Origin of the sequence: Mesorhizobium sp. SEMIA396, from assembly GCF_024518615.1 — a bacterium.
Lineage (GTDB): Bacteria > Pseudomonadota > Alphaproteobacteria > Rhizobiales > Rhizobiaceae > Mesorhizobium.
Window position 1 is genome coordinate 15,700 of sequence record NZ_JANIFC010000007.1, and the last position, 22,678, is coordinate 38,377.

Below are 22,678 nucleotides of genomic sequence, written 5' to 3' on the forward strand. Positions count from 1 at the left end.
GTTAAGGTTAACGGTGATCAGCCATACGCGTGAGGATGCCCGCCAACGCGTCAAAACTGTGGATGGCGCCGGTTTTTGCGATGCTCGCCGCTCAGTTCACCGGCGGATAGAGCGTGTCGATGATCATGCGTGCATCGTGGCGCGAATCGATCATGCCATAGGTGTTGCGCCATTGGCCGGCCAAACGCGTCTCGACGAAAGCGTCGGCGATCCGCCCTGCCCCCAGGCGGCGCAATTCCGCCGCCGCAGCCGACAGTGCCAACTGCTCGGTCAGCAGCCGGGCCGAACCTTCGTCGGTTGAGGCAACCTGCATCGCCGCCTTCAGAACGCCGATCGTGCCGCGTCCGCCGGCGCCGAGATCACGGTCGATGCCGGCCAGCACATCCTCGAACAGGCCGGGCGCACGGCCGAGCACGCGCAGCACATCAAGCGCCATGACATTGCCCGAGCCTTCCCAGATCGCATTGACCGGGGCCTCGCGATAGTAGCGGGCGAGTGGCGCCTCCTCGACGTAGCCGTTGCCGCCTAGGCACTCCATCGCCTCATAGAGCAGCGGGGGCGCGATCTTGCAGACCCAGTATTTGACGACCGGCGTCATGGCCCGGGCAAACGCCGCCTCGCCGCGATCGCTGGCCGCCTCGTCGAAGGAGCGCGCTAACCGGAACGACAGCGCGGTGGCGGCGGCGACGTCGAGCGCCATGTCGGCCAGAACGCGCTGCATCAACGGCTGCTCGATCAGGGTCGAACCGAACACCTGGCGATGGCGGGCGTGGTGAACGGCCTCGGCGAGGCCCGCGCGCATGATCGCCGACGAGGCGATGGCACAATCGAGCCGGGTCAGGGTGACCATGTCCATGATCGTCTTCACACCGGCACCGGGTTCGCCGACCATCTCGCCGATGGCATTGACGAATTCGACTTCGGAGGAGGCGTTGGAACGGTTGCCGAGCTTGTCCTTCAGTCGCTGAAAGCGGAAGCCGTTGCCCGAACCATCACCGAGAACGCGCGGCACGAGGAAGCACGACAGCCCCTCCGGCGCCTGCGCCAGCACCAGGAACGCATCCGACATCGGCGCCGACATGAACCATTTGTGCCCCGTCAGACGATAAAAACCGCTGCCGGCGCGTTCCGCCCTCGTCACATTGGCGCGCACATCGGTGCCGCCCTGCTTCTCGGTCATGCCCATGCCGAGCGTCAGCCCGGTCTTCTCGACCGGCGGTTTCTGGCTCTGGTCGTATTTGCGCGTCGTCACGCGCGGCGCCCATTCGCGAAACAGTTTTGGGCTGGCCATCAAGGCCGCCAGCGAAGCGTTGGTCATGGTGATGGGGCACAGATGCCCGGTCTCGAGCTCCGCCGTCAGATAAAACCGGGCGGCACGGACTTGATGGCGGCGGCCGATCTCGGTGTCGCCGTTCTCCCACACCGAGGAATGCAGCCCGTTGGCCACAGCGCGGCGCATCAAGGCGTGATAGGCGGGATGGAACTCGACCACGTCGATGCGCCGTCCCTGGCGATCATGCGTCCTGAGCTTCGGCGTCTCGACATTGGCGAGGCGCGCCAGTTCCTGCGCCTCCTGCGTCAGCACGAAGCGGCCGAGACCGTCGAGATCTTTGCGCACCGGATCGGAAAAACGCTCCGCGAGCTGGATCAGCAACGGATCGCCCCGCCAGGCGTTGCCGCCCGTCAGCGGCGGCGGCTGGTTCGTCACGTCGTCGGTCACGCCCAATCCTTCTATCGTCAGAAAGCCACGAATCCGAGGCTGTCGGCTAGATATAGCCAAGCCATGCAGCGCGCGCGATGAAAATACCGGCCGATACAATCGGCCATCTATACGAAAAAATTGAGGAGAACGGCTGCAATGCAAAGCTGGCGCTTGCAGCCGCAAAGTCTCCACCCTATAGCAGCGCCTTGAGATGACCGACGCTTCGTCCCCCTATCCTCATCGCCATCTTCTGGGCATCCGCGACCTTTCCCCCGCCGATATCGAGCTGTTGCTCGACAGGGCGGACCGAGCGGTCGCGATCTCGCGGCAGTCCGAGAAGAAAACCTCGACGCTGCGCGGCCGCACACAGATCAACCTCTTTTATGAAGCCTCGACGCGCACGCAGTCGTCGTTCGAGTTGGCCGGAAAGCGGCTCGGCGCCGATGTGATGAACATGTCGGTGGCAAGCTCTTCGGTGAAGAAGGGCGAAACGCTCATCGATACGGCGATGACGCTGAATGCGATGCGGCCCGACATATTGATCATCCGTCACCAATCGGCCGGTGCGGCCGCGCTTCTGGCGCAGAAGGTCGGCTGCTCCGTCGTCAATGCCGGCGACGGCGCGCATGAACACCCGACACAGGCGCTGCTCGATGCGCTGACCATTCGTCGCGCCAAGGGCCCGCTGTCGAAGCTCATCGTGGCAATCTGCGGCGACATCCTGCATTCGCGCGTGGCACGTTCCAACATCATGCTGCTCAACGCGCTCGGCGCGCAGGTGCGCGTCGTCGCACCGTCGACGCTTCTGCCCACCGGCATCGAGAAGATGGGCGTCATCGTCACCCGCTCGATGGCCGAGGGCCTCAAGGACGCCGATGTGGTGATGATGCTGCGCCTGCAGCGCGAGCGCATGGAAGGCGCGTTCGTGCCTTCGGTGCGCGAGTATTTCCGCTATTTCGGCCTCGATGCGGAAAAACTGAAGGCGGCCAAGGGCGATGCGCTGGTGATGCACCCCGGGCCGATGAACCGCGGCGTCGAGATCGCCTCGGAAATCGCCGACGGTCCGCAGAGCGTCATCCAGGAACAGGTCGAAATGGGCGTCGCCGTGCGCATGGCCGTCATGGAAGCGCTGCTTGACCCGCGCCGCAATCAAGAGGGCGGCGGCGCATGAGCATAACGGTCTTTGAGCGGGCCCGCGTTGTCGATCCCTCGCGCGCCATCGACGAAGTCGGCGCCGTCATAGTCGATGGCAAGAAAATCCTTGTCGCCGGCAAGGCAGCGCTGAACCAGGGCGCGCCCGAGGGCGCCACCGTTGTCGACTGCGCCGGCAAGGCGATCATTCCAGGCCTGATCGACGGCCGCGTCTTCATCGGCGAACCGGGCGGCGAGCATCGCGAAACCATCGCGTCGGCAAGTGTCGCGGCGGCGGCCGGCGGCGTCACCTCCATCGTCATGATGCCCGACACCGATCCGGTGATCGACAATGTGGCGCTGGTTGAATTCGTGCTGCGCACGGCCAAGGACACGGCCATCGTCAACGTCTTTCCGGCCGCGGCGATCACCAAGGGCCTCGACGGGCGCGAAATGACCGAGTTCGGCCTGCTGCGCGAAGCCGGCGCGGTCGCCTTTACCGATGGCCGCCAAACCATATCGAGCGCGCTGGTGATGCGCCGCGCGCTGACCTATGCACGCGACTTCGGCGCCACCATCGTGCATGAGACGCAGGATGCGGACCTCGGTTCATCCGGCGTGATGAATGAAGGCCTTTACGCCAGCTGGCTCGGCCTCTCCGGCATTCCGCGCGAAGCCGAAGCCATCCCGCTGGAACGCGACCTCGCCTTGGCCCGACTGACACGCGGTTCGTACCATGCAGCAAAGATCTCGACGGCGATGGCGGCAAGCGCCGTCACACGTGCGAAGGCCGACGGGGCGACGGTGACGTCAGGCGCGGCGATCCACAATCTGTCGCTGAATGAAAACGATGTCGGCGAATACCGCACCTTCTTCCGTCTGACCCCACCTTTGCGCGCCGAGGAAGACCGGCTGGCGATGATCGAAGCGGTCAGGGACGGCACGATCGACATCATCGTCTCCTCGCACGATCCGCAGGATGTCGACACCAAGCGCCTGCCCTTTGCCGATGCGGCGGCCGGCGCCATCGGGTTGGAGACACTGCTGGGCGCGGCATTGCGGCTCTATCACAATGGCGATGTGCCGTTGCTCCGGCTGATCGAAACCCTGTCCACCGCTCCCGCAAAACTGTTCGGCCTGCCCGGCGGCACGCTGAAGCCGGGTGCTGTCGCCGATCTTGCGCTTGTCGATCTCGACGAACCCTGGATCGTCAGCGAAAGCGGTATTCGTTCGCGCTCGAAAAACACCTGTTTCGAAGGCGCGCGACTGCAAGGCAAGGTCTTGCAAACGCTGGTTGCGGGCCGCACAGTGTTTTCCGCCTGAACGGCCACGGCGCACCGCGCGTGATCCGGCTCGTCAGGGGGAAATGCGGGGGAAACAATGACTTACAGCCTCATCCCAGCGCTGGTGTTCGGCTATCTGCTTGGCTCGATTCCGTTCGGGCTCCTGCTCACCCGCGCGGCCGGCCTTGGCGATGTGCGCAAGATCGGCTCCGGCAATATCGGCGCCACCAATGTTCTGCGCACCGGCAATAAGGCCCTTGCCGCCGCGACGCTGCTGCTCGACGCGCTGAAGGGCACGGTCGCCGTGCTGATAGCCGGCCATTTCGCGCCTGACCTGGCGATCTGGGCCGGTCTCGGCGCCTTTCTCGGTCATCTCTTCCCGGTCTGGCTCGGTTTCAAGGGCGGCAAGGGCGTCGCCACCTATCTCGGCGTGCTGATCGGCCTTGCCTGGCAGGTGGCGCTGATCTTTGCCGTCGCCTGGCTGGTGATGGCTTTCCTGTTCCGTTATTCCTCGCTGGCGGCGCTGACGGCGGCGGTCATCGTGCCGATCGCCCTCTATGTCCTGAGCGCACCGCAGAATGCGGCCTTGTTCGTGGTGATGAGCATCATCGTTTTCATCAAGCACCGGGAAAACATTTCGCGCCTGCTTGCCGGCACCGAGGGCAAGATCGGAGCCAAGGGGTGAGCGAGCCTGCCGCCGTGGTGAGTGGGCCGGCCGCCGGGCCGCGTCTCAGCGACCGGCAGCGGCTGAGCTGGCTGCGGCTGATCCGCACCAAGAATGTCGGCCCCGCATCCTTTCGCGACCTCATCAACCGTTTCGGTTCGGCCGAGGCGGCGCTGGAGATATTGCCGGAACTGATGATTTCAGGCGGCGCCATCCGGATCGCTCGCATCCCTTCCATTGCCGAAGCCGAGGCCGAACTGGAATTAGCCGGAAAGGCCGGCGCCCGCTTTGTCGGGATCGGTGAAACAGACTATCCACCCCTATTGCGCAACATGGACCATCCGCCGCCGCTGCTGGCGGTAAAGGGCAACGCAGCTGTTTTCCGGCTGCCGGGTGTCGCCATCGTCGGGGCACGCAACGCATCGCTGGCCGGCATCAAGATGGCACGCATGCTGGCGGCCGACCTCGGCCGCGACGGCTACGCAATCGTCTCCGGCCTGGCGCGCGGCATCGACACGGCGGCGCATCAGGGCAGCCTGGCGACCGGCACGATCGGCGTCCTGGCCGGCGGCCTCGACCTGCCTTACCCGCCTGAAAATGCCGGCCTGTGCGAGGAAATCGCCGAGCGTGGCGCCATCATTTCAGAGATGCCGTTCGGCTGGCAGCCGCGCGCCCAGGATTTTCCGCGCCGCAACCGCCTTGTCGCGGGTGCGGTCCTTGGGCTGGTGGTGGTCGAGGCAGCGCAACGCTCGGGCTCGCTGATCAGCGCCAGGCTTGCGGGCGAAATGGGCCGGCTGGTCTTCGCCGTGCCGGGCTCGCCGCTCGATCCACGCGCCGCCGGCACCAACGGCCTGCTCAAGGATGGCGCCACCCTGGTCACCGACGCAGCGGACGTTTCGCGGGCAATCGCTCCGCTGACCGGCATGCGGGCGCCCGACGTGCCGCCGTTCGAAGAGCCGCCCGACTTCTCGGCCACACCACCGCCCGGCGAAAGCGACCGCGCCCGCGTCATCGAGGCGCTCGGCCCGACGCCAGTGGCGGTCGACGAGATCATCCGCCACACCCGCCTGCACCCGGCCCAGGTGTTCATGGTGCTGCTGGAACTCGACCTCGCCGGCCGCCTCGAGCGCCATGCCGGAGGGAATGTTTCGCTGGTGTTCGGGGAGCCTTCCGTCTGACGCTGTTCGCATTTTCGCGCCGCCGAACTCCTTCGAGAAGCTCGGCGAGGATGGCCTTTTCAGCCGGCTTTCCGCTTTGCCGCGCCTGTGCTCATCTGTTCGACGCCAAGACCGGCCGGCGATTGCAGGGCAAAGGTCTGATATCCCGAGGCAAAGGTCTCAAGCAAAAGTTGGCTCTTGCCACTCGCGTCCGTTGGCACCAATCTCGCTCAGCCGCTCATCGGTGGATGTCGGCATGACAGGATCTTGCCATGACCCGCGATCAGATGCTCGCCCACCTGCGGTCCGCCGATGCCGTCGCGCGCGACACGGCGGCGCATGGGCACCATCCCTTCGGTTGCGTGCTGGTCGGGCCGGACGATCGCGTGCTGATGCGGCAGGGCAATCTCGACACGGTGCGCCATGCCGAGACGGAGCTCGCCCGGCGCGCGGCGGCGGCCTACGAGCCGGAGTTCCTGTGGCAATGCACGCTGGTCTCAACCTTCGAGCCGTGCGCCATGTGCGCCGGCACGATGTATTGGGCCAATATCGGGCGGCTGGTTTACGGGATCGAGGAGACCGAGCTGCTGGCGCTCACCGGGGATCACGCTGAGAATCCGACGATGAGCCTCTCTTCGCGCACCGTCCTCGGCTCCGGCCAGAAAAAGATCGAGGTCTTTGGCCCCTTCCCCGAAATCGCCGACGAATTGCTCGCACCGCACCGCGATTTCTGGAAGCGTTGACGGCTTCCCCGCCCGTTATGGTGTGCCCTTCCCGAGAGATGGGTGACAGTTCATCGGGTGGATTTGGTGAGCGCGATGGGATTCGAACCCATGACCTACTGATTAAAAGTCAGTTGCTCTACCGGCTGAGCTACGCGCTCCCGCGGGCGAAAGGCGGCCCTCGAAATTGCGCGGAACATAGGGAGAGTGCCTCGACCGGTCAACCGGAAAAAGAGAGCTCGCAAACACGGGTGGCTTCGGCCTGTCGCGACACTTGCCAGCCGCGCCACCGGTGGGAGAACAGCCAAGGGAACACTGGCATTTCTGCCCGACAGCGGCATCCAGTCTGGGGAACAATTGTATGCGCCGCTCGTTTTCCCGGCACAGGGACGTCCGCCAAAACCATCGAGGAGAAAACCAATGAACAGAATCACAACGAGCCTTCTGGCGGCCACTCTCTCCGCCACATTCGTTGCGGCGGAGGCCGTGTCGGTTAACGCCCAATCGAACTATGTGCCGCAATCCCAGGTCGCGGTGCCGGATGTGCAGACAGTCCAGTACCGGGAGTGGCGCAAGGACCGCTACAATCGCAATTTTTCGCGTGACCGCAGTTTTTCGCGTGACCGCAATTTTTCCCGCAATCGCGGCGCGTATTGGAACGGCCATCGCGGCTATCGCGAATATCGCCCCGGCTACCGTCGTCACGGCGATTATTGGTTCCCGCTCGCGGCGTTCGCGACTGGCGCGCTGATCACCGGTGCCATCATCAACAACGAGAACAACCGCGTCTACGGAGGCAACGCCCACGTCCAGTGGTGCTACGACCGCTATCGCAGCTACCGTGCTTCGGACAACACGTTCCAGCCGAATTACGGCCCTCGCAAGGAGTGCCGTTCGCCTTACTGATTCGTGAATGAGTGCCAATAGCTGACGAGTAGACCCGTGCCAGAATCTGTCGCGGGTCTTCTCTTTTCAGTAAGCATGGGAGCCGGCATCAGCCAGCCCAACTGATGGCCTTGATGATGTAAAAACGTGCATCGCCTTCCGAAGGTGAGCGATATGCTCCAAGGGCGTCGCAAATTCGAACCGCCGCGGCGCTCAGTTCCCAACCAAGCACTTCCAGGTCGTCATCGACATCCGTCACGTAAGACTGGGTCAGTTCGTCGATGCTATTTGTCTCGCCGAAGGATCGAACCCGCTTTGCGTCGATCATAACGTCATCGGGCCAATTTGAATTTGCCCAGGCCCAGAGCCAACTCTGCGACTTAGCGCTCGTGGACCCGGCAATCTGGACCTCTGCGGTGACTTTGATTTCTCCGCCCTTGGAAAACAAAAGCCTTCTGGTCTCGATGTCATAGTCGTAGCGAGACGAGTGGCCGAGCTGGAAGTCTCTCTCCAAGCGGTCATTCTTGGCATTTAGTTGTTCGATAGCCTCGTCGCGCCAAGCAGGATACCAATCTGGCTTCATTTCCCCTCGCCCCATTAGACAATCGGTTATGGCACACTCAGCGTCCGTCGCACAGCATCGCGCCAACCCGCGAGTTTGGCTGAGCGTATGGAGCTATCCATGTCCGGCTGGAAGCGCCGCTCCAGCGCCCAGCTTTTCGCAAACTTCTTAGCATCCGGCCACACGCCCGCCTTCGAGCCGGCCAGCCAGGCCGCCCCCAACGCCGTCGTCTCCAGAATGGTCGGGCGGTCGACCGGTGCATCGAGGATGTCGGCCAGACGCTGCATGGTCCAGTCCGACGCCACCATGCCGCCATCGACCCGCAGCACGGTCTTGGCCGAAGCCCCCTTCCAGTCCTTGCGCATGGCGTCGAGCAGGTCGCGCGTCTGGTAGGCAACGGATTCGAGCGCGGCACGGGCAAACTCGGCCGGGCCAGAATTGCGCGTCAGTCCGAAAATGGCGCCGCGTGCCTCGGCGTCCCAATGCGGCGCGCCGAGCCCGACGAAGGCCGGCACCAGGTAGACGTTTTGGGTCGGATCGGCTTCATCAGCCAATTTGCCGCTCTGCTCGGCCTTGCCGATCACCTTGATGCCATCGCGCAGCCATTGCACCGCAGCACCGGCAATAAAGATCGAGCCTTCCAGCGCGTAGGTCGTCTTGCCGTTCAGCCTGTAGGCAATGGTGGTCAAGAGCCGGTTCTTCGAACGCACAAGATCGCTCCCGGTGTTGAGCAGGGCAAAGCAGCCGGTGCCGTAGGTGGATTTCATCATGCCCGGCTCGAAACAGGCCTGGCCGATGGTTGCCGCATGCTGGTCGCCGGCGACACCGAGGATTCTTATCTCGGCGCCAAAGAGATTTTTCTCCGTGATTCCATAGTCATCGGCGCAGTCTTTCACCTCGGGAAGTATTTCTATTGGGATGTTGAGGATCGACAGCAGCTCGTCGTCCCAGGCATTCTCAGCGATATTGTAGACCAGCGTGCGCGAGGCGTTGGTGGCGTCCGTGGCGTGGACCTTGCCGCCGGTCAGCCGCCAGATCAAAAAGCTGTCGATGGTGCCGGCGAGCAATTCGCCCTTCTCGGCGCGTTTTCTCGCGCCTTTCACCTTGTCCAGCATCCAGGCGATCTTGGTGCCGGAAAAATAGGGATCGAGCAGCAGGCCGGTCTTGCGGGTGAACTTTTTCTCCAAGCCCTGCTTCTTGAGTTTCTGGCACAGCGGCGCGGTGCGCCGGTCCTGCCAGACAATGGCATTGTGGATCGGCTTGCCGGTCGCCTTATCCCAGATGACGACTGTTTCGCGCTGATTGGTGATACCGAGCGCCGCCACGTCGGAAGCATTCCGGCCGGCCTTCTTCAGCGCCGCCTTCACGGTCGACACCACACTCGCCCAGATATCTTCCGGATCGTGCTCGACCCAGCCGGAGGCCGGATAGTGCTGGGCGAATTCGTTTTGCCCACTGCCGGCGACCTTCATCTCGCCGTCGAACAGGATCGCCCGGGTCGAAGTCGTGCCCTGGTCGATGGCAAGGATATATCCGGTCATTATGCCTCCCCGCTTAGTCTTTTACACAAACAGGGGAGACGGCAAGATGCCGCCTCCCCCAATGTCACACGGGCGCAGACGCCCGCTTAGAACAATCTTACTTTTGCCAGCTCTTCACCAGTTCGTCGTAATTGATGGTGATCGGCTTTTCCTTCTCGTTCTCGATCTTCAGCTGAGGAGCGAGATTGCCCTTCTTGACCGCGTCGGCGTTCCAGTAGGCGAGGTCATGCTCTTCGGCCATCTTCGGACCGATGTCGCCCTGGATGCCAGCCTTTTCCAGGCGTTCCATGACCTTTTCCTGCTCAGAGCAAAGCGAGTCCATCGCCTCCTGCGCCGTCTTGGCGCCCGACGACGCATCGCCGATCGCCTGCCACCAGAGCTGTGCCAGCTTCGGATAGTCCGGAACGTTCGTTCCGGTCGGCGACCACTGAACACGGGCCGGCGAGCGGTAGAACTCGATCAGGCCGCCGAGCTTCGGAGCGCGTTCCGTGAAGCTCTTGTCCTGGATCGTCGACTCGCGGATGAGCGTCAGGCCGACATGGCTCTTCTTCACGTCGACCGTCTTCGACACCACGAACTGCGCATAGAGCCAGGCGGCCTTGGCGCGATCATCAGGCGTGGACTTGAGAAGCGTCCATGAACCCACGTCCTGATAGCCGAGCTTCATGCCGTCCTTCCAGTAGACGCCGTGCGGCGACGGAGCAAAGCGCCATTTCGGCGTGCCGTCCGCGTTCACGACCGGCAGCCCGTCCTTGACGAAGGAGGCGGTGAAGGCGGTGTAAGTGAACATCTGCTGCGCGACCGTGCCTTGCGACGGGACGGGGCCGGATTCGCCGAACGTCATGCCCTGGGCTTCCGGCGGCGCATAGGCCTTCAGCCAATCCAGGTACTTCTGGATCGAATACACGGAAGCCGGGCCATTGGTGTCGCCGCCGCGCGCGACGCACGAGCCGACAGGCTGCGACTTCTCGTTGACCTTGATGCCCCATTCGTCGACCGGAAGACCGTTCGGCAGGCCCTTGTCGCCATTGCCGGCCATGGACAGCCAGGCATCGGTGAACCGCCAGCCGAGCGACGGGTCCTTCTTGCCGTAGTCCATGTGGCCATAGACCTTCTTGCCGTCGATCTCGCGGCCGGTGAAGAACTCGGCGATGTCCTCATAGGCCGACCAGTTGACCGGAACGCCGAGGTCGTAGCCGTACTTGGCCTTGAAATCGGCCTTGTTCTTCTCGTCGTTGAACCAGTCGTAGCGGAACCAGTAGAGATTCGCGAACTGCTGGTCGGGCAGCTGGTAGAGGTCGCCGTCCGGAGCGGTCGTGAACTTGGTGCCGATGAAGTCGGCGAGGTCGAGGTTGGGGTTGGTGACGTCCTTGCCCTCATTCGCCATCCACTTGGTCAGGCTGCGCGCCTGCTGGTAGCGCCAGTGCGTGCCGATCAGGTCGGAGTCGTTGACGTAGGCGTCATAGATATTCTCGCCCGACTGCATCTGCGTCTGCAGCTTTTCGACGACATCGCCTTCGCCGATCAGGTCGTGGGTGATCTTGATGCCGGTGATCGCGGTGAAAGCGGGCGCCAGAACCTTGGACTCATAGCTATGCGTATCGATGGTCTCGGAGACCACCTTGATGTCCATGCCGGCGAAAGGCTTCGCCGCATCGATGAACCATTGCAGCTCGGCTTCCTGGCCGGCGCGATCGAGCGTCGACAAGTCCTTGATTTCGGTATCGAGGAAGGTCTTGGCTTCGTCCATTCCGGCATAGGCCTGGCCTGCTCCCCAGAGCAGGACAAGCGCAGTCGTTGATGTTAAAAATTGCCTTCGCATTTCGTTTCCTCCACTTTTCAAGTTTCAAGTGCGATCTGGAGCGGTCGTCGGCACGCGGTCGCTCCAACAGTTTCCCCCTCTATACGTAGCGGAACACGCCGACGGCGTAGACTACGGAGAGAGCGAGAGCCCACCACAGGTTGGGTCCGACAAGACCCAGCCAAGCGAGATGGATAAAGGCGCTGCCGAGCAGCGAAACGAAGAGGCGGTCGCCGCGCGTCGTCTCGAAGCGCAGGACGCCGACCCGGGGATTGCCGCCGGGCGAGGCGTATTCCCAGACCGCCATGCCACAGAGCAGCACCAGGATCGTGATGAAAAAGATCGCCGTTGGCAGCGTCCATGCCATCCAGGTGAGGTTCATGGTCATACCCTCCCCAGGGCGAAGCCCTTGGCGATGGTGTTGCGGATGAACTCGTGCGTTTGTTTCATCACACCCTCCCTAGGGCAAAGCCCTTGGCGATGTAGTTGCGGACGAACCAGATCACGAGCGCGCCTGGAAGGATGGTGAGCACGCCGGCGGCGGCGAGCACGCCCCAGTCGAGCCCGGAGGCCGAGACCGTGCGCGTCATGATCGCCGCGATCGGCTTGGCGGCGGTCGTGGTCAAGGTGCGCGCGATCAGCAGCTCGACCCATGAGAACATGAAGCAGAAGAAGCAGGCCACGCCGACGCCGCTGGCGATCAGCGGCATGAAGATTTTTAGGAAGAAGCGCGGGAAGGAGTAGCCATCGATATAGGCGGTCTCATCGATCTCCTTCGGCACGCCGGACATGAAACCCTCGAGGATCCACACCGCCAGCGGCACGTTGAACAGGCAGTGTGCCAGCGCCACCGCGATATGCGTGTCGATCAGCCCGAAGGCCGAATAGAGCTGGAAGAATGGCAGCGCGAACACCGCCGGCGGCGCCATGCGGTTGGTCAATAGCCAGAAGAAGAGGTGCTTGTCGCCGAGGAACCGGTAGCGCGAGAAAGCGTAGGCAGCCGGCAGCGCCACCGAAACCGAGATCACCATGTTCATGACGACATAGATGATCGAATTGATGTAGCCCTTGTACCAGGACGGGTCGGTGAAAATCACGATGTAGTTGGCCAGGGTCGGGCTCTTCGGCCACAGCGAAAAGGCGCCCAGGATCTCCTGATTGGTCTTGAAGCTCATATTGACCAGCCAGTAGATCGGCAGCATCAGAAAGATGATGTAGATCGTCGGCACCAACCACCAGAACCGGGATTCTTCGCCGCGCCGGCGCATCAGCCGCGCAAGCTGGTCCTGCGACAATGTGCTGGCGAGCCCGTCCGAAACGGCCGTCTCACGCACCCGGTCCTGCCTCGTCGTTCCTTCGTTGGCGCCGCTCATCTCAGCGCTCCGCATCGACATTGGTCATGACGGTGTAGAACACCCATGACAGCAAAAGGATGATCAGGAAGTAGATGATCGACATGGCCGCCGCCGGCCCGAGATCGAACTGGCCGATGGCAATCTTGACCAGGTCTATCGACAGGAACGTCGTCGAATTGCCTGGGCCTCCGCCCGTGACGACGAACGGCTCGGTGTAGATCATGAATGAGTCCATGAAGCGCAGCAGCACCGCGATCAGAAGCACGCGGTTCATCTTCGGCAGCTGGATGTAGCGGAACACTGCCCAGCGTGAGGCGCCGTCGATCTTGGCCGCCTGGTAGAAGGCATCGGGGATCGAGACCAGTCCGGCGTAGCAAAGCAGAACGACGAGGCTTGTCCAGTGCCAGACGTCCATCAGGATGACCGTCACCCAGGCGTCGGTCGGATCGTTGACGTAGTTGTAGTCGAAGCCGAGCGACGACAGCGTGTAGCCGAGCAGGCCAATGTCGATGCGGCCGAACACCTGCCAAATCGTGCCGACGACGTTCCACGGGATCAGCAGCGGCAGAGCCATCAGAACCAGGCAGACCGGCACGCCCCAGCCTTTCTTGGGCATGTTGAGAGCGATGAAGATGCCGAGCGGGATCTCGATGGCGAGGATGGTTGCGGAAAAGATCAGGTTGCGGACCATCGACAGCCAGAAGCGTTCCGACTCCAGGATTTCGGTGTACCAGTCCGAGCCGTTCCAGAAGAAGACGTTGTTTCCGAACGTGTCCTGCACCGAATAGTTGACCACCGTCATCAGCGGGATCACCGCCGAGAACGCCACCAGCAGGAGGACCGGCAGCACCATGAACCAGGCCTTGTTGTTCCAGGTCTTCTCCATCTAGGCCTCCATCTCGACACGCCAGGAATCGGCATAGATGTTGATGCCGGCCGGGTCGAACCGCACCTTCGGATCGGCAGGCAGGGTCTCGTCCTCACCGATCACGGCAGAGATATCGCGGCCTTCGAGCTTGGCGCGCACCACCTTGTGGCGACCGAGATCCTCGACCTTGCTGACCTGCACGGTCATGCCTTCGCGGCCGAGCCGGACATATTCGGGACGGATGCCGAGCTCGACGGCGCCGCTGGCTGCCTTGGGTGCGCCCGGCAGTTCGATGCGCTGCGAGCCGAGCGTCGCCGTCTTGCCGTCGATCGCCACCGGCATGACGTTCATGCCTGGCGAGCCTATGAAATAACCGACGAAGGTATGGCGCGGGCGTTCGAACAATTCGGCCGGTGTGCCGATCTGCACGATGCCGCCATCATACATGACCACGACCTGCTCGGCGAAGGTCAGCGCCTCGGTCTGGTCGTGGGTCACATAGACCATGGTGTAGCCAAAGCGGCGGTGCAACTGCTTCAGCTGCGAGCGCAGCACCCACTTCATGTGCGGATCGATGACGGTCAGCGGCTCGTCGAACAGGATGGCGTTGACGTCGGAGCGCACCAGCCCGCGGCCGAGCGAGATCTTCTGCTTCTGGTCGGCGGTCAGGCCCCTCGCCTTCTTCTTCGCCCACGACGCCAGATCGATCATCTCCAGCGTCTCGCGAACCTTGCGGTCGACATCGGCTTCCGGCACACCGCGGTTGCGCAGCGGGAAGGCCAGATTGTCGTAGACGGTCATGGTGTCGTAAATGACCGGGAACTGGAACACCTGCGCGATGTTGCGCTCCTGCGTCGACAAATTGGTCACGTCCTTGCCGTTGAACAGCAACTGGCCGTGCGAGGGGTGCAACAATCCCGAAATGATGTTGAGCAGCGTGGTCTTGCCGCAACCGGAGGGCCCGAGCAGCGCATAGGCGCCGCCGTCCTCGAAGACATGATGCACTTCCCGCAGCGCGAAATCGGCATCCTTCTGCGGGTTCGGCAGGTAGGAATGCCTGACATGGTTGACGTCGATGCGTGCCATCTCTTGCCCTCAAGCCGCCAGCTTCGGCGCAGTCACGGCGCTGCCGTGCTCGTCGAAAACCATGATGTGGCGCGGATCGATGAACACCTCGACCACCTCGTCCGGCTCGAAATGCCTGATACCATGGGTCAGCATGACCCAGCGCGCATCGGCGAAATCGAGATGGATGAAGCTCTCCGATCCGGTGATCTCGGTGATCGTCACCTTGGCGCGCACCGGTACGGCCGCCGCATTGGGCCGCTCGAGCGACAGGTGGTGCGGCTGAAAACCGATCGTGTACATGGCATCGGCAATGCCGGAGAGCTCGGCCGGCACCGGCAGGTTCACGCCGCCCTCGAGCAGGAAATCCCGGCCCTTCTTGGCAAGCACTATAGTATTGAGCGGTGGATCGGAAAATGTCCTGGCTGTCACCAGATCTACCGGCTTGCGGAACACCTCGATGGTCGGTCCGAACTGGGTGATCTTGCCTTGCGAAAGCGTCGCCGTGTTGCCGCCGAGCAGCAGCGCCTCGTGCGGCTCGGTCGTGGCGTAGACGAAGATGGTGCCGGCGGCGGCGAATATCCTGGGCAATTCGGCGCGCAGTTCCTCGCGCAATTTGTAGTCGAGATTGGCGAGCGGTTCGTCGAGCAGGACCAGGCTTGCGTTCTTGACGATGGCGCGCGCCAGCGCGGTGCGCTGCTGCTGGCCACCGGACAGGCTGAGCGGCGTGCGGTCGAGATAGGGCGTCAGCTTGAGAAGAGCCGCGGCTTCACGCACCTGGCTGTCGATCCTGGCCTGCTCGATGCCGGCCACCCGCAGCGGCGAAGCAATGTTCTCATAAACGGTCATCGCCGGATAGTTGATGAACTGTTGGTAGACCATGGCGATCTTGCGCTTCTGCACCGGCACACCGGTGACATTCTGGCCGTCGAACCAGATCGAACCGGAGGTCGGCACGTCCAGGCCGGCCATCAGCCGCATCAGGCTTGTCTTGCCGGAAAGCGTAGGTCCGAGCAGGACGTTGAGCGAGCCGTGCTGGAGCGTCAGCGACACGTCGCTTATATGCTCGACCGCGCCGACCGCCTTGGTGACGTTTCTCAGTTCCAGCATGACGCCTCCTCCCAGGCCTTCCGCATCAGCTCAAACCCCTCTTCATTCGGCAGCCGCGACATGGCGCCGGCTTATGCCGCGCATGAACTCATCGAGCGCCGCCACCTGCTCGCGGCTGAGATGCAGACCGCGCTTGGTCCGGCGCCACAATACATCTTCTGATGTGACGGCCCATTCGTTTTGAACGAGATAGCGCACCTCGGCCTCGTAGAGATCGGCGCCGAAGTTGCGGCCGAGATCGACGTTCGATTTGGCCAGCCCCAGCAGCATCCTCGCGCGGGTTCCATAGAGCCGGGTCAACCGGCGAGCCAGGCGCGCGTCGAGGAATGGATAAGCGGTTTTCAATTTCGCCACTTCGGCATCGAAACCGGTGGCCGGGAAATCGCCGCCCGGCAGCGGCGCGTTTGCCGTCCACGGCTTGCCGCGTTTGCCGAGAAAACTCTCGATCTTTTCCAGCATCGATTCCGACAGCCGGCGATAGGTGGTGATCTTGCCGCCAAAAGCATTGACAATTGGGGCGGCGCCGTCGCCGCCATCGGCCTTGAGCACATAGTCCCGCGTCGCTTCCTGCGCCTTGGAGGCTCCGTCATCATAGAGCGGACGGACGGCCGAATAGGTCCAGACGATGTCCGAGCGCTTGACGGGTTGGGCGAAATATTCGCTTGCCGCGGCGCAGAGGTAATCGATCTCGGTGTCGCTGATCTTCACGTCATGCGGATCGCCGGGATAATCCTGGTCGGTGGTGCCGATCAGTGTGAACTCTTCCTCATAGGGAATGGCGAAGATGATGCGGCCATCCTTGTTCTGGAAGAAATAGGCGCGTGGATCGTCGAACTTCCTGGCGATGACAATGTGGCTGCCCTGCACGAGGCGGACATTGTGCACATCGTTGAGCCCGACGACGCCGGACAGCACATGATCGACCCAGGGGCCGGCGGCATTGACCAGCAGTCGCGCCTTGATCTCCTCGGTCTCGCCGGTCTGCAGGTCCTCGATCTGGATTGCCCACAGGCCGTTTTCGCGGCGCGCGCCGGTCACTTTCGTGCGGGTGCGGACCGTGGCGCCGCGGTCGGCGGCATCACGCGCGTTCAGCGCCACCAGTCGCGCATCATTGACCCAGCCATCCGAATATTCGAAGGCCTTCTTGAACAGCGGCTTCAAAGGCTTGCCGGCCGGATCCCTGGCCATGTCCAGCGTCCGGGTCGCGGGCAGCAATTTGCGCCCGCCAATGTGATCGTAGAGGAAGAGACCGAGCCTGATCAGCCAGGCCGGACGCAGGCCTTTGGCATAGGGCAGCACGAACCGCATCGGCCAGATGATGTGCGGCGCGTTCTTCCACAAAACCTCGCGCTCCATCAGCGCCTCTCGCACCAGGCGGAATTCGTAGAATTCGAGGTAGCGCAGGCCGCCATGGATCAATTTGGTCGAACCCGAGGAGGTTCCGCTGGCTAGGTCGTTCATCTCGGCGAGAAACACGGAAAAGCCACGACCGACGGCATCACGGGCAATGCCGCAGCCATTGATGCCGCCACCTATGACGAAAATGTCACGGATCGGAGATGCGTCCACAATTCCTCCAACGATTTCGCATTGCACCATTTTTGGGCTTTTACGAAACCGTGTCGGAATTATTTCGAAATGATAACGAATGTCAAACGAAATATCACGAGCGCGTGATATCGGGCAGAAACCGCCTAGGCGAGCGACGTCTCGATCAACTGAACCTCGGCCTCCTGGCAGATCTTGCGCACTGACGGGATGTCGCAACGATCGGTGATGAAGGTGTTGACCTGCGACAGATGGCCGATGCGCACCGGTGCGGTTCGCTCGAATTTGGTCTGGTCGGAAACCAGGATGACATGCCTTGCATTGGCGATGATCGCCTGCGCCACCTTGACCTCGCGAAAATCGAAATCGAGCAAGGCGCCGTCATGGTCGATGGCGGATGCACCGATCACCGCATAGTCGACCTTGAACTGCCTGATGAAGTCGACCGCCGCTTCGCCGACCACACCGCCATCGGAACCGCGCACAACCCCGCCGGCGATCACCACCTCGATCGAGGGATATATCCGCATCCTATTGGCAACATTGATGTTATTGGTGATGACCATGAGCCCGTTGTGATCGAGCAACGCCTTGCTGACCGACTCGGTCGTGGTGCCGATGTTGATGAACAGCGAGGCATTGTCGGGGATCAGCCTGGCGGCCGCACGGCCGATCGCCTCCTTCTCGTCGGCGGCGATCTTGCGTCTCGCCTCATATTCCATGTTCTCGATGCCGGAGGGATACAACGCGCCGCCATGGATGCGCGAGAGCAGCCGCTGGTCGCACAAATCGTTGAGGTCCTTGCGTATGGTCTGCGGCGTCACATTGAAGTGGGTGGCCAGATCATCGACCAGCACGCGGCCATGATCCTTGGCCATCTGGATAATCTCGGCATGGCGCGGCGACAGATACATAGGCAACCTCCCGTTTTCGTTTTTCTTGTCTATAGTCGAAAACGAAACCGATGAAAAGGCATAAGCCGGCTAATGAAATGCATGTGATTGCCAAGGTGAATACGAACGCAAACCAGATTGTGCCCGATCAATCCATTGCGCGCGCGATTTCCGTGATGACGGTGAAGGCCGTATCAACATCGGCGGCGGTCGCCTCGAACTGTCCGACCTGGAACCGGATTGCGATCCTGCCATCGACCTTCGTCTGCGTCAGGTAGATGCGGCCATCGTCGTTGATCGCATTGACCAGGCGCAGATTGTGCTCGTCCGCGTCGGTTGCGATCTTGTGTCGGAACGAGAACAACGACAGCATCGGTTCGCTGACGATCTCGAAATCCAACTCCCTTGCCAGCCGCGCCGCCAGCGCTTCGCTCCACCCGACATGATTGCGGATCATCGTGCGCAGATTTTCCAGGCCATGGGCGCGCAGCAGGAACCACAATTTCAGCGCGCGAAATCGCCTGCCGAGCGGCACCGACCATTCGGAATAGTTGATGATGCCGTCGTGGCCGTGTGTCTTCAGATAATCCGGCTTGATGGCCAGCGTCCTCACATGGCTTTCGGGATCGCGCAGGAACTGGATAGAGCAGTCGAACTGGGCGCCCAGCCATTTGTGCGGATTGAAAACGATTGAATCGGCGCCTTCGACGCCTGTCCAGAAATGCCGATATTCCGGACAGATCATCGCCGATCCCGCCCATGCGGCGTCGACGTGAAGATAAAGCCCATGCCGCCGTGCGACCTCGACAACCGCTGCAATATCGTCGGCGCCGCCGGTGCTGGTGCCGCCGACGCAAGCGATGATGCCGGCCGGCAGCATGCCGGCTTCCCTGTCGGCGATGATTGCCGCCTCGAGTGCCGCCGTATCCATGGCGCGAAAGCGGCCGGCGACGGGAATGCGCACGAGATTGTCCTCGCCTATGCCGGACACCCAGATCGCCCGGTCAATCGAAGTATGCACCTGGTCGGAGGAGTAGATGCGCAGCCGCGCCTGCCCTGCCAGGCCTTGTTTGTTGCCTTGCCAATCGAGCGCCCGTTCGCGCATGGTCAGCACTGCGGCCAGTGTCGCCGACGAGGCTGAATCCTGGACTACGCCCGAGAAACCTTCCGGCAGGCCGAGCGCCTGGCGCATCCAGTCGACGGTGCGCGTTTCGAGTTCGGTCGCCGCCGGCGACGTCTGCCAGAGCATGCATTGCGCGGCCATCGCCGAAACCAGATATTCCGCCACCACCGAAACCGGCGCCGCATTGGCCGGGAAATAGGCGAAGAAGCGGGGATGCTGCCAATGCGTCATTCCCGGCAGGATCTTCTCTTCGAAGTCGGCGAAGATCCGGTCCATCGGCTCGGCGTCTTCGGGCGGCGAAGCCTCAATGCTTCGAAAAATGTCGCCCGGTTCGACCAGCGGCCGCACCGGCCGCTCGCGTAGCGTATTGCGGTAGTCGGCGCCCCAGTCGGCGGCGCGGCGCGACCATTGCCGGAAATCATCGTTGTTCATCCTGTCCTCCCGACATGATCGACCGCCACCATCCATCGCGGCTGGTCTCTTTATTAATTAACGCGTGAAATAGACGCAACCGACAACGGATGCCGCACGCCTCAGCCCGGGAAATCCGGCAGGCTGGCAAAGGCCGTCTTCAGCGCATTCGACCAGCCGTCGGAGATCGTGCGGTAATACTGGTCGTCCTGGCCGATCCGCTTCTTCAATCCGACCTTGAAGGCGTCCTTCTCCAGGAACAGCAGGTCGAGCGGCAAGCCGACGGACAGGTTCGACTTCAACGTCGAATCGAACGACACCAAAAGCAGCTTCACCGTCTCGGCGAGGCTCATCGTCTTTTCGTAGGCGCGGATGATGATCGGCTTGCCGTATTTGGTCTCGCCGATCTGGAAAAACGGCGTGTCATCGGTCGATTCGATGAAATTGCCTTCGGGATAGATCATGAACAGGCGCGGCTCGCTGCCCTTGATCTGACCGCCGAGGATGAAGGACGCATTGAAATAGGAATCCGCCTTCTCGCCAGCGGATGACGAATTGGCGATGACCTCCTTGACCGTGTCGCCAACAATGCGGACCGTTTGGTACATCGACGGCGTTTCGAGCAGCGTGGAATGTCTTTCGGAGATCGCCTTGGTGCGCTCGTCGAGCAGGCTGACCACGGCCTGCGTCGTCGCCAGATTGCCCGCCGACATCAAAACGATGACGCGCTCGCCCGGCTCTTCCCAGACATGCATCTTGCGAAAGGTGGAGATGGAATCCATGCCTGCATTGGTACGCGTGTCCGACATGAACACGAGCCCGCGATCGATCTTCAGGCCAACGCAATAGGTCATGGAATCTCTTCTAGAGCAATTCCAGGAAAAGTGTGAAGCGGTTTTCCGTCCGGAATTGCGTTAAAACAAGGGGATAGAGCGGTTCGGCGTTTCCTTGAAACGATGAATCGCTCGGCAGCAATCTTGCGAGGATTACTGCTCCACCGTGACGGTGACCGCAAGCTGTTCTTCCGCCTGTCCCAGCCGAATTCCCGACACCGGCGTGGCGTCGCGGTAATCGCGGCCCGTTGCCACCTTTACATAACGCTCGTCGGGTGAAATGCCATTGGCGGCATCGAAGGCAACCCAGCCGAGACCCGAAACATGCGCCTCGGCCCAGGCATGGCTGGCCGCCTGCTCGACCGTGGCTTCCAGCATCAGATAGCCGCTGACATAGCGGGCCGGAAAGCCCATGGCACGCGCCGCGGCGGCAAAGATATGGGTATGATCCTGGCAGACCCCGGTTTTCAGCGCCAAGGCTTCCTCCGCCGGCGTCGTCGCACTGGTGGTGCCGGGCGTGTAGACAACGCGCTCGCCGATGACAGCCATCAGCCGGTGCAGCCTTTCGATGTCGCTGCCCTTGCCGACCGATGCGGCGAGTTCGCGGATACCGCTGCCGATCACCGTCAATGGCGTCTCATGGCTGTACAGCCAGAGCGGCGTAAAGCCCTGGTGCGGCCCCGAGACACCCGCGGTGTCGCGTGTCACCACTTCGCCTGATGCTTCCACCGTGATGAAGTCGCGCTCGCCCTCGACGCTTAGCAGCCTTGTGTCATTGCCGAAATGGTCGACAAAGCGAACTTCTTCGCGCGCGCCTTCGATGGTCAAGGCCCAGGACAGAACGGTCTGCGTCGACCCGCTGACCGGAAGCAGCCGCAGCCGCTGCAACAGATAGTGCACCGGCGCGTCGTAGCGGTATTCGGTCCGATGGGTGATCTTCAGCCGCATGCTTCTATTCCGTTTGTGAGCACGATCTCCGGACAAACGGTTTCATTTGTCTGAGAAAACCGGCTCCCACCTTTCGGGACCATGCTCAATTGAACCGATAATCTTGTGCGATCTCTTCGCCCAGTTTGGTGTTGTCGCGAATGAAATTGGCAAGGAATTCATGCAGGCCGGCGTCGAATATGCCCTTGATCGACCCGGCTCTCAGCATTGTCTGCGTCTTCTCGGCCGTTGCGTGGCAGGCATGGCGCTCGCCGTAATCGTCGCCGAGGAATTTCAGATGCTCCGACAGGAAGCGATAGCAGAACATCAGCGAGCGCGGCATGCGGACATTGAGGATCAGATAATCGGCAATGTTGGTCGGCTTGTAATCGGCGTCGTAGACCCAGCGATAGGAGCGATGCGCCGAGACCGAACGCAGGATCGATTCCCACTGATAATTGTCGAGCGTCGAGCCGACCCAGGAGATCGACGGCAGCAGCACATAATATTTCACGTCGAGGATGCGCGCCGTGTTGTCCGCGCGCTCGACATAAGTGCCGAGCTGCGAGAAGTCGAAGATCTCGTTGCGCAGCATGGTGCCGTAGAACGAGCCGCGGATCAGCGCCGTCTCGCGCTTGATGGCGTCGAGTACGCTGGGCAGGTCGCGCTCGTCGATCGGCTTGGCCAGCATCCGCTTCAGCGACATCCAGGCTTCGTTGATGCTTTCCCAGGTTTCGCGCGTCAGCGCGGTACGCACCATGCGGGCATTGTTGCGGGCCGTCTCGATCGACGCCATCGTGCTCGACGGGTTCGACGTGTCGCGCAACAGGAAGTCGGCGACGTTGGCCGCGGTATAGTCAGAATATTTCTGGCTGAAGGTGACGTCGGAACCGGCGCTGAGCAGCACCGAATTCCACTCTTCCGAGGCACTCTGGGTACGAGTCAGCGCCATGCGCAAACCGGCATCGACCAAGCGCGCCATGTTCTCCGCCCGCTCGATATAGCGATTCATCCAGTAAAGCCCGTTGGCGGTGCGGCCGAGAAGCATCATCGTGCCCCGATTTCGAGCGAATAGCGAATAGTGAGTAGCGAATAGG

The 22,678-nt window shown here is 62.1% G+C and carries 21 protein-coding genes and 1 tRNA gene; 6 read left to right on the plus strand and 16 right to left on the minus strand.

The features are described from left to right. Window positions 1-91: 91 nt before the first annotated feature. Window positions 92-1,720, minus strand: coding sequence for a DNA alkylation response protein (locus NP503_RS17540; protein ID WP_127269520.1), 1,629 nt, complete (start codon window positions 1,718-1,720; stop codon window positions 92-94). A gap of 193 nt (window positions 1,721-1,913) precedes the next feature. Here NP503_RS17540 and NP503_RS17545 point away from each other — a divergent pair, with 193 nt between their 5' ends. The 5 genes from NP503_RS17545 to NP503_RS17565 all read left to right on the plus strand — a co-directional run bounded on the left by NP503_RS17545 (window position 1,914) and on the right by NP503_RS17565 (window position 6,680). Continuing rightward, the gene (locus NP503_RS17545; RefSeq protein ID WP_127269519.1) at window positions 1,914-2,873 is read left to right on the plus strand and encodes an aspartate carbamoyltransferase catalytic subunit; all 960 of its coding nucleotides are present in this window, start codon (window positions 1,914-1,916) and stop codon (window positions 2,871-2,873) included. Continuing rightward, a complete protein-coding gene (locus tag NP503_RS17550) occupies window positions 2,870-4,156 on the plus strand; it encodes a dihydroorotase (RefSeq protein WP_127272492.1) in 1,287 nt (428 codons plus the stop codon). Before NP503_RS17545 ends, NP503_RS17550 begins: the two co-directional genes overlap by 4 nt. 57 nt (window positions 4,157-4,213) lie before the next feature. Then, window positions 4,214-4,801 (plus strand): glycerol-3-phosphate 1-O-acyltransferase PlsY, encoded by a 588-nt coding sequence (gene plsY, locus NP503_RS17555; protein ID WP_127271878.1) that lies wholly within the window; start codon window positions 4,214-4,216, stop codon window positions 4,799-4,801. A gap of 17 nt (window positions 4,802-4,818) precedes the next feature. Next, entirely contained in the window at window positions 4,819-5,958 is a 1,140-nt protein-coding gene (gene dprA, locus NP503_RS17560) for a DNA-processing protein DprA (RefSeq protein WP_128279451.1), read from the plus strand. A gap of 251 nt (window positions 5,959-6,209) precedes the next feature. Beyond that, the gene (locus NP503_RS17565) at window positions 6,210-6,680 is read left to right on the plus strand and encodes a nucleoside deaminase (protein ID WP_127273218.1); all 471 of its coding nucleotides are present in this window, start codon (window positions 6,210-6,212) and stop codon (window positions 6,678-6,680) included. 64 nt (window positions 6,681-6,744) lie between these two features. Here NP503_RS17565 and NP503_RS17570 read toward each other — a convergent pair. Further along, window positions 6,745-6,820: transfer RNA gene (locus NP503_RS17570), tRNA-Lys, on the minus strand. Window positions 6,821-7,079: 259 nt separating this feature from the next. On the opposite strand from NP503_RS17570, the gene NP503_RS17575 reads away from it, so the two are divergent. Further along, a complete protein-coding gene (locus tag NP503_RS17575; RefSeq protein WP_127272309.1) occupies window positions 7,080-7,565 on the plus strand; it encodes a BA14K family protein in 486 nt (161 codons plus the stop codon). A gap of 88 nt (window positions 7,566-7,653) precedes the next feature. Here NP503_RS17575 and NP503_RS17580 read toward each other — a convergent pair whose 3' ends face one another. From NP503_RS17580 to NP503_RS17645, 14 genes are all read right to left on the minus strand, one after another. Further along, complete coding sequence (locus tag NP503_RS17580) at window positions 7,654-8,127, minus strand: DUF6882 domain-containing protein (RefSeq protein WP_127269599.1); 474 nt, start codon at window positions 8,125-8,127, stop codon at window positions 7,654-7,656. 26 nt (window positions 8,128-8,153) lie between these two features. Next, on the minus strand, window positions 8,154-9,647 hold the full coding sequence (gene glpK, locus NP503_RS17585) for a glycerol kinase GlpK (RefSeq protein WP_127269598.1): 1,494 nt from the start codon (window positions 9,645-9,647) through the stop codon (window positions 8,154-8,156). Window positions 9,648-9,744: 97 nt separating this feature from the next. Then, window positions 9,745-11,469 carry an ABC transporter substrate-binding protein gene (locus NP503_RS17590; protein WP_027036699.1) on the minus strand — a complete coding sequence of 575 codons (1,725 nt, stop codon included), beginning with the start codon at window positions 11,467-11,469 and terminating at the stop codon, window positions 9,745-9,747. A gap of 79 nt (window positions 11,470-11,548) precedes the next feature. Beyond that, window positions 11,549-11,830 (minus strand): DUF2160 domain-containing protein, encoded by a 282-nt coding sequence (locus NP503_RS17595; RefSeq protein WP_127269597.1) that lies wholly within the window; start codon window positions 11,828-11,830, stop codon window positions 11,549-11,551. A gap of 67 nt (window positions 11,831-11,897) precedes the next feature. After that, complete coding sequence (locus tag NP503_RS17600) at window positions 11,898-12,821, minus strand: carbohydrate ABC transporter permease (RefSeq protein WP_027036701.1); 924 nt, start codon at window positions 12,819-12,821, stop codon at window positions 11,898-11,900. 1 nt (window position 12,822) lies between these two features. Further along, window positions 12,823-13,689 carry a carbohydrate ABC transporter permease gene (locus NP503_RS17605; protein ID WP_127272310.1) on the minus strand — a complete coding sequence of 289 codons (867 nt, stop codon included), beginning with the start codon at window positions 13,687-13,689 and terminating at the stop codon, window positions 12,823-12,825. Continuing rightward, window positions 13,690-14,757 (minus strand): ABC transporter ATP-binding protein, encoded by a 1,068-nt coding sequence (locus NP503_RS17610; RefSeq protein ID WP_127269024.1) that lies wholly within the window; start codon window positions 14,755-14,757, stop codon window positions 13,690-13,692. A gap of 9 nt (window positions 14,758-14,766) precedes the next feature. Next, window positions 14,767-15,846 (minus strand): ABC transporter ATP-binding protein, encoded by a 1,080-nt coding sequence (locus NP503_RS17615; RefSeq protein ID WP_127269023.1) that lies wholly within the window; start codon window positions 15,844-15,846, stop codon window positions 14,767-14,769. A 42-nt stretch (window positions 15,847-15,888) separates the two neighbouring features. Then, the gene (gene glpD / locus NP503_RS17620) at window positions 15,889-17,415 is read right to left on the minus strand and encodes a glycerol-3-phosphate dehydrogenase (RefSeq protein ID WP_127269022.1); all 1,527 of its coding nucleotides are present in this window, start codon (window positions 17,413-17,415) and stop codon (window positions 15,889-15,891) included. A gap of 125 nt (window positions 17,416-17,540) precedes the next feature. Further along, window positions 17,541-18,308, minus strand: a complete 768-nt coding sequence (locus NP503_RS17625; protein WP_127258922.1) for a DeoR/GlpR family DNA-binding transcription regulator — start codon at window positions 18,306-18,308, stop codon at window positions 17,541-17,543. Window positions 18,309-18,435: 127 nt separating this feature from the next. Further along, window positions 18,436-19,842, minus strand: coding sequence for an aspartate aminotransferase family protein (locus tag NP503_RS17630; RefSeq protein WP_127272311.1), 1,407 nt, complete (start codon window positions 19,840-19,842; stop codon window positions 18,436-18,438). A 101-nt stretch (window positions 19,843-19,943) separates the two neighbouring features. Then, on the minus strand, window positions 19,944-20,675 hold the full coding sequence (locus NP503_RS17635) for a peptidase (RefSeq protein WP_127271775.1): 732 nt from the start codon (window positions 20,673-20,675) through the stop codon (window positions 19,944-19,946). Window positions 20,676-20,807: 132 nt separating this feature from the next. Beyond that, entirely contained in the window at window positions 20,808-21,602 is a 795-nt protein-coding gene (locus NP503_RS17640; RefSeq protein ID WP_127273300.1) for a transglutaminase family protein, read from the minus strand. Between the two features lie 85 nt (window positions 21,603-21,687). Then, window positions 21,688-22,629: an alpha-E domain-containing protein gene (locus NP503_RS17645; RefSeq protein WP_027036710.1), complete on the minus strand. Its 942-nt coding sequence runs from the start codon at window positions 22,627-22,629 to the stop codon at window positions 21,688-21,690. Window positions 22,630-22,678 lie beyond the last annotated feature (49 nt).

Bases quoted from the DNA above. Each gene is read 5' to 3' on its own strand.
- NP503_RS17545 (WP_127269519.1), top strand. From the start codon at position 1,914: ATGACCGACGCTTCGTCCCCCTATCCTCATCGCCATCTTCTGGGCATC.
- NP503_RS17550 (WP_127272492.1), top strand. From the start codon at position 2,870: ATGAGCATAACGGTCTTTGAGCGGGCCCGCGTTGTCGATCCCTCGCGC.
- plsY (WP_127271878.1), top strand. From the start codon at position 4,214: ATGACTTACAGCCTCATCCCAGCGCTGGTGTTCGGCTATCTGCTTGGC.
- NP503_RS17565 (WP_127273218.1), top strand. From the start codon at position 6,210: ATGACCCGCGATCAGATGCTCGCCCACCTGCGGTCCGCCGATGCCGTC.
- NP503_RS17575 (WP_127272309.1), top strand. From the start codon at position 7,080: ATGAACAGAATCACAACGAGCCTTCTGGCGGCCACTCTCTCCGCCACA.
- NP503_RS17580 (WP_127269599.1), bottom strand. From the start codon at position 8,127: ATGAAGCCAGATTGGTATCCTGCTTGGCGCGACGAGGCTATCGAACAA.
- glpK (WP_127269598.1), bottom strand. From the start codon at position 9,647: ATGACCGGATATATCCTTGCCATCGACCAGGGCACGACTTCGACCCGG.
- NP503_RS17590 (WP_027036699.1), bottom strand. From the start codon at position 11,469: ATGCGAAGGCAATTTTTAACATCAACGACTGCGCTTGTCCTGCTCTGG.
- NP503_RS17595 (WP_127269597.1), bottom strand. From the start codon at position 11,830: ATGAACCTCACCTGGATGGCATGGACGCTGCCAACGGCGATCTTTTTC.
- NP503_RS17600 (WP_027036701.1), bottom strand. From the start codon at position 12,821: ATGAGCGGCGCCAACGAAGGAACGACGAGGCAGGACCGGGTGCGTGAG.
- NP503_RS17605 (WP_127272310.1), bottom strand. From the start codon at position 13,689: ATGGAGAAGACCTGGAACAACAAGGCCTGGTTCATGGTGCTGCCGGTC.
- NP503_RS17610 (WP_127269024.1), bottom strand. From the start codon at position 14,757: ATGGCACGCATCGACGTCAACCATGTCAGGCATTCCTACCTGCCGAAC.
- NP503_RS17615 (WP_127269023.1), bottom strand. From the start codon at position 15,846: ATGCTGGAACTGAGAAACGTCACCAAGGCGGTCGGCGCGGTCGAGCAT.
- NP503_RS17625 (WP_127258922.1), bottom strand. From the start codon at position 18,308: ATGTATCTGTCGCCGCGCCATGCCGAGATTATCCAGATGGCCAAGGAT.
- NP503_RS17630 (WP_127272311.1), bottom strand. From the start codon at position 19,842: ATGAACAACGATGATTTCCGGCAATGGTCGCGCCGCGCCGCCGACTGG.
- NP503_RS17635 (WP_127271775.1), bottom strand. From the start codon at position 20,675: ATGACCTATTGCGTTGGCCTGAAGATCGATCGCGGGCTCGTGTTCATG.
- NP503_RS17640 (WP_127273300.1), bottom strand. From the start codon at position 21,602: ATGCGGCTGAAGATCACCCATCGGACCGAATACCGCTACGACGCGCCG.
- NP503_RS17645 (WP_027036710.1), bottom strand. From the start codon at position 22,629: ATGCTTCTCGGCCGCACCGCCAACGGGCTTTACTGGATGAATCGCTAT.